A 6,036-nucleotide genomic window follows, 5' to 3' on the forward strand; every position below is an offset into this window, starting at 1 on the left:
GGTTATGGCACTCATTAATGGTATTGAAACCCACGCCAGTGCGGCAGAAACCTTTCTGCAGGATGAAGAGCGCGTGGATTGGCATGATAAGGCGCTGTGGAACCTGCGCCATAAACGCGATTTGGCGGCGGGCACGGTGCCAGAGTGGGAGCAGCTTAAGCAGTTAGGCAGCGAAATTAAGCTGCATACGCTGTCGAACCTGAGCCGCTACCTGCAAGAGTTTGAACAGAACTGTCAGGCCAATGGCATTACCGTGCACTGGGCCAAAGATGGCGCTGAGCACAATCAGATTGTTCACTCGTTGCTGCAAAAGCACGATGTGAAGCTGCTGGTGAAATCCAAGTCGATGCTGACCGAAGAGTGTCACCTTAATCCTTACCTTGAGGATCGTGGCATCGAGGTGATCGACACCGACTTGGGTGAGCGCATTATTCAGCTGCGAAAAGAGCCGCCATCGCACATTGTGGTGCCGGCCATTCACTTGAAAAAAGAAGAAGTTGGCGAGCTGTTTCACGAGCATTTAGGGTCTGAAAAGGGCGCCTCTTGCCCGACTTACCTAACCAAACAAGCCCGTTACCACCTGCGCGAAAAATTCCTGCAAGCGGATGCCGCGTTAACCGGTGTGAACATGGCGATCGCCTCGGAAGGGGCGGTTACGGTGTGCACCAACGAAGGCAACGCCGACATGGGCGCCAACCTGCCAAACTTGCAGATCCACTCGATGGGGTTGGATAAGTTGGTGCCTAACATGGACGCGGTTGGGGTGCTAAGCCGAATGTTGGCTCGTAACGCCACCGGGCAACCGATCACCAGTTACACCACCACCTACAAAGGGCCTAAGCCCGGTGGTGAGATGCACGTGGTGATGGTGGATAACGGCCGCACGGCGCTGTTTAAAGATGAGCTGATCGCCGAAGCCTATAAGTGCATCCGTTGTGGCGGCTGTTTGAACACCTGTCCGGTGTACCGTAAGTCTTCTGGTTTCTCTTACAACGCCTTGATCCCAGGCCCGATTGGCATTGCCGTATCGGCGCACAAAGATGAAACCCACTCGCTGGCGTGGGCCTGTACCTTATGCGGTTCGTGCACCAAGGTGTGCCCAACCAAGGTGCCACTGGATAGCATTATCGCCAAGTGGCGTCGGGTGCATGCCGAGCAGAACAACCTGCCTTACGGCAAAGGCAGCTACATGCCGTACGTGGGCAAGTTGATGGGCAATGAATTTTTGCTTAACACCGGTGGCAAAGTGGCGCGTACCGCCTTAAAAATCTTACCGGGCTCGTTGATGAAGCCGTTCTCTGGGGCATGGGGTAAGAGCCATGAGTTGCCAGAAGTGAGCACAACTGACTCTTTCGAGACGTGGTTCAATAAAAATCGGGAGAACAAATAATGTCTAGCCGCGAAACGATCTTAGCCGCCTTAGAGCAGATGGCTGTGCCAGCAACAGCGATGCCGGCCATTAACATTGAACCCAATAACACCGATCTGTTGGGGCAATACCGTGACTTGCTGATGAAAGTGGGTGGGGTGTTGATTGAAGTGACCGATCACGCGGCCATTCAAGCGCATTTGGATAAGCACATTGGCCAAGGTGAACAGGTGCTATCGAAGGTGGATGGCATTCACGGCAACCGCGAATTGAACGCCGATCCACACCAGCTGCACGACGTTGATTTAGCGTTGATCAACGCCGAATTTGCGGTGGCAGAAAACGGTGCCGTGTTTGTCCGCAGTACGGCCACCGGCCACCGTGCCTTGCCATTCATCGCCGAGAACCTGGCGGTGGTGGTGAGCAAAGACAACATCGTTGCCAACATGCATGAAGCGGTGCCGCGCATCAATTTACAGCGTGGCGAGCTGGGCGCCTTCATTGCGGGTCCATCGAAAACCGCCGACATTGAACAAGCCTTGGTGATTGGTGCCCATGGCGCCTGTTCGATGACGGTGTTTGTGCTGGGCTAACAGCCACGGCAATGGAACCGATAGGATGACGATCCCAGCGCGATAGCGCTGGGATTTTTTGCTTTTTTGGGGGGGCAAAAAACGGCGAAAAAAAGCGTAAAAAGAACCGAGAAGCGATTGCTTTCGAGACTTTGCTGCATTCACGCATCAATAAAAATCGATTGAAAATGTCACCACAATGGCTGTCTATTTGCTCGTTATTGTTCTTTTTTTGTTTGTTTCTTGTGCGGTTGCGATCTGGATCGCAAATGATGGTGGGCTTTTTGACTCTAATAAACTGATCTGGTTTTATGCGCGCCCGCTCGTGGCAAAGGATGACCACATACCGAGTAGTTGGAACGATTTCCCCTGGTATAAGGTTTCCTTAATGGTATCCCTATTTAATATTCAACATCGCAGCATTCGTGTGCAGTTATCGGGCATGGTTGCGCTTCTTATTGCCATCGCCTTCTCGGTAACCGGCTATCTGGTTTACAGCGAAAGCTACCAAACCTTGCTAACCAAAACCCTGACTGAACAGCAATCTAAAGTTGAATCCGTCGCAGTGAATTTAAGCCAATTCTTTGATGGCTACCTCGACGAAGCAAAAATGCTGGAAAGCGCCTTCAGTAATGGTTACCTCAATGGCTTGCAAGTGGCCAGCGATACCGTGGTGATCAATGGACAGGTGCTGCCCGAGCTCAGCAGCAACAACGGCACCGTCAGTTCCAACCTTATTGTGGATCGCTTTCGCCAAGATACCGGCGCGGTGGCAACGGTGTTTGTTCGCCAGAACAACAGCCTGATCCGCCTCAGTACCTCGCTCAGTAATCATCAGGGGCAACGGGTGGTTGGCACCGCGTTAGCCAGCGACAGCGCCGCTTACCGTGCGATCATGTCGGGCAAATCGCACTACGCCATGAGCGAACTGTTCGGCAGTAAATACCTGACCTATTACGCCGCCTTGCAAGACCATAACAACCGCGTGATTGGTGCCTCGTTCGTGGGGATCCCCGTTGATGAAGCGTCTGCTGGCTTGTTTCGCAGCTTGAGCGACGTGCGCTGGGGCGACAGCGGCTATACCACCGTCTTTGGTAACAACAATCGCAATCGCGGTGAATTCCTCTACTCGCCGATCACCCAACTGATTGGGCAAAACCTGCTGCAGATGGACGGCGCCAACCTGTATCAACAGATGTTTGAGCAGGAGTCTGGGCAGTTCCTTTATGAGGATCAGCGCGCAGGCAAAAGCGCACAAAAGTACGCGGTATTTGCCAAGGTTTCCGGTTGGGATTGGGTGATCAGCGGCGGCACTTGGGTGGATGAGATCACCAAAGAAGCGCAAACGCTGTTGGTTGAGATCATTGTTGTGGCTTCGTTGGCCAGCATCTTCACGATTGCGGCGCTGTCGTGGGTGTTGGCGCGGATCATCCGCCCACTGACCTACGCCAACCAGTACATGACCGCCTTAGGCGAAGGCCGAGTCAGCGTTGAAATTCCATCGGTGCCAGCCAATTCCAATAACGAAATCACCAACCTGACTTATCAGATGGGGCAGATGGCGCAGCGCCTGAACAACTTAGTGGGCGAGATTAAAGCCACTAGCCAGCACTCCGGTGAATCGGCGCTGCAAGTGGCCGAACACGCCAGCTGTAACCTGGATCAGACCGAAGCACAACAGCGCCAAGTGGATCAGATGGCGGCGGCCATTGAAGAGATGGCGTCGTCGGCCAACTCGGTGGCTGAGCAAGTGGAGGCGGTCGCGCACAATGTGCGTAGCGCCAACCACGACAGCACCGCAGGGGTGCAGTTGGTGTCGGACATGACCGGCGAGATTGGCAACTTGGCGGATCAGTTGAACGCCTCGACCGACGCCATTGAGAAGGTGTCGGAAGAGAGCAAAAACATCCAAGCGGTCACCAACATGATCGACGCCATCGCCGAGCAAACCAACTTGCTGGCGTTAAACGCGGCCATTGAAGCCGCCCGTGCGGGCGAGCAGGGCCGTGGCTTTGCGGTGGTTGCCGATGAAGTGCGGCAGCTGGCACAGCGCACCCAAAACAGCGTGCAGGAAGTGGTTACCATCATCAGCCAGCTGCAAAGCCGCATTGAAACCTCGGTTGGGTTGATGGGATCAAGCCAGCAAACCGGCGATTCGGTACGACAGAAGGCCAGCGCGGCTGGCGAGTCGCTGCAGAGCATTACCGCTCAGATCGACAACATTGCCAGCATGGCGGAAAACATCGCGGCGACCTCTGAGCAGCAAGCGCAGGTGTCATCCGAGATTGCCGCCAATGCCTCGGAAGTCAGCGACATCAACCGCAAGACACGGGATACCTCTGAGCAAACGGCCAGCAGCGCCAACGAGCTGCAGCAGTTATCGCGAAACCTGTCGCAGCAGATGGATTACTTCAGCTAACTGTCTGTCTTATGTTGTTCAGCCCGAGCCCATGCTCGGGCTTTGTTCTTATTGGGCTAACGATCGTGCCTTGTGTGTGAGCGTCTCGGCCCTTGGGGCGGTGACGCCGCAGGCGCGGCAACCGTTAAGCAAACGCGGTACTTTAGGCGGTATTTGCCCTACCGACTTGGCCGTTACGCGTTAAGCCGACCCACCATGGCGTTGCAGTCGTGGTGCGCTCTGCTACACTGCGGCGCAATTTTTATTGGGATTAAATTACAGATGAGTTTTTCAACCTTGGCGTTGGATCCACGCCTGCAAAGTGCCATCGCCAAGCTTGGCTATCGCGAGCCAACGCCGGTACAGGCGCAAGCGATCCCTGCGGTGCTGGCGGGCAACGATGTGATGGCGGGGGCGCAAACCGGCACCGGTAAGACAGCCGCCTTTGCTTTGCCACTGCTGCACCATCTGTTGCAACAGCCCCAGCCTAAGCCGCAGTTGCGTGCGTTGGTGCTGGTGCCGACCCGTGAACTGGCGCAGCAGGTAGAGCAAGCGATCAGCCATTACGCCGCCGAGACCGAACTGGCGGTTACCTTAGCCTATGGTGGGGTGAGCATTAATCCGCAGATCCACGCCATTAAGCAGGGGGTGGATCTGTTGGTGGCGACCCCTGGGCGGTTGCTGGATCTGCTTGGTAAGGGCGTGGTTAGCCTCAATAAAGTGGTCTATCTGGTGTTTGATGAAGCCGATCGGATGCTGGACATGGGCTTTAAAGAGGAGATCAGCCAAATTCGCAAACGTTTGCCGAACGAACGGCAAACGCTGCTGTTTTCCGCCACCTTCGACGAGGGTGTTTACGCCTTTAGCCAACGGTTACTGCGGGAACCAACGCTGATTGAAGTGGCCAAGCGCAACAGCGCCGCCGCCAAGGTGAGCCAAACCTTGTACCTGTTGGATGCGGATCGCAAACGAGAATTCACCTCTTACCTGATTGGGTCGAAGAATTGGCAGCAGGTGCTGATCTTCACCAAAACGCGACAGGGGGCAGATGCCCTTGCCAAAGAGATGAAAAAAGATGGCCTGAAAACCGAAGCGATCCACGGCGATAAATCCCAAGGCGCGCGCGAGCGGGTGTTGGCGCAGTTTAAAGCCGGCGAGATCCGGGTGTTGGTGGCTACCGATGTGGCGGCGCGGGGCATCGACATTGAAGCGTTGCAGCATGTGATCAACTTCGATCTGCCGTTCATCGCTGAAGATTACGTGCATCGGATTGGCCGCTGTGGCCGCGCGGGGCTGGAAGGGCTGGCGGTGTCGTTGATGAGCCCCGGCGAAGAATACCTGCTGGAAGAGATTGAAGCGGTGCTGGATCAACGTTTGGCGCCGCAGTGGTATCCGGGTTTTGAGCCGGACTTTACCAAGTCATTACCAGAGAACAATAAAAACAGCCGCGGCGCCCAGAAACGGCGCGCCAAGAAGCGCGGCAATGGCGGTCGCAGCGGCAATCGACGCCAAGGTTAACAGGGGTTATCTCCCCCCCCAGATGGCGTTAAATGCGGATGATTATCACTGCGTTACAGAGCCAAGTTGCACCAGCCCAAGCGTTCGCGCTTGGGCTTTTTTGGGCTGTGTCTTAATTAGCTGTTGCATCCCATCCAACAACTTCTTTAAGGCACTGCCTTTGGTCCAATTGGTACCGA

At 55.1% G+C, this 6,036-nt stretch carries 4 protein-coding genes; all 4 read left to right on the forward strand.

What is annotated here, in order from left to right; translation table 11 throughout:
• Window positions 1-4 precede the first annotated feature (4 nt).
• The 4 genes from Q0796_RS16990 to Q0796_RS17005 all read left to right on the forward strand — a co-directional run bounded on the left by Q0796_RS16990 (window position 5) and on the right by Q0796_RS17005 (window position 5,857).
• The gene (locus Q0796_RS16990) at window positions 5-1,390 is read left to right on the forward strand and encodes an LUD domain-containing protein (RefSeq protein ID WP_298445354.1); all 1,386 of its coding nucleotides are present in this window, start codon (window positions 5-7) and stop codon (window positions 1,388-1,390) included.
• Window positions 1,390-1,962 (forward strand): LUD domain-containing protein, encoded by a 573-nt coding sequence (locus Q0796_RS16995; RefSeq protein WP_298445356.1) that lies wholly within the window; start codon window positions 1,390-1,392, stop codon window positions 1,960-1,962. The genes Q0796_RS16990 and Q0796_RS16995 overlap by 1 nt, the downstream gene beginning before the upstream one ends.
• A 367-nt stretch (window positions 1,963-2,329) precedes the next feature.
• The gene (locus Q0796_RS17000) at window positions 2,330-4,360 is read left to right on the forward strand and encodes a methyl-accepting chemotaxis protein (protein ID WP_298445359.1); all 2,031 of its coding nucleotides are present in this window, start codon (window positions 2,330-2,332) and stop codon (window positions 4,358-4,360) included.
• 261 nt (window positions 4,361-4,621) lie between these two features.
• Complete coding sequence (locus Q0796_RS17005; RefSeq protein ID WP_298445362.1) at window positions 4,622-5,857, forward strand: DEAD/DEAH box helicase; 1,236 nt, start codon at window positions 4,622-4,624, stop codon at window positions 5,855-5,857.
• The last annotated feature ends 179 nt before the right edge of the window (window positions 5,858-6,036 follow it).

Origin of the sequence: uncultured Ferrimonas sp. (genome assembly GCF_947489035.1) — a bacterium.
Taxonomy (GTDB): Bacteria; Pseudomonadota; Gammaproteobacteria; order Enterobacterales; family Shewanellaceae; genus Ferrimonas.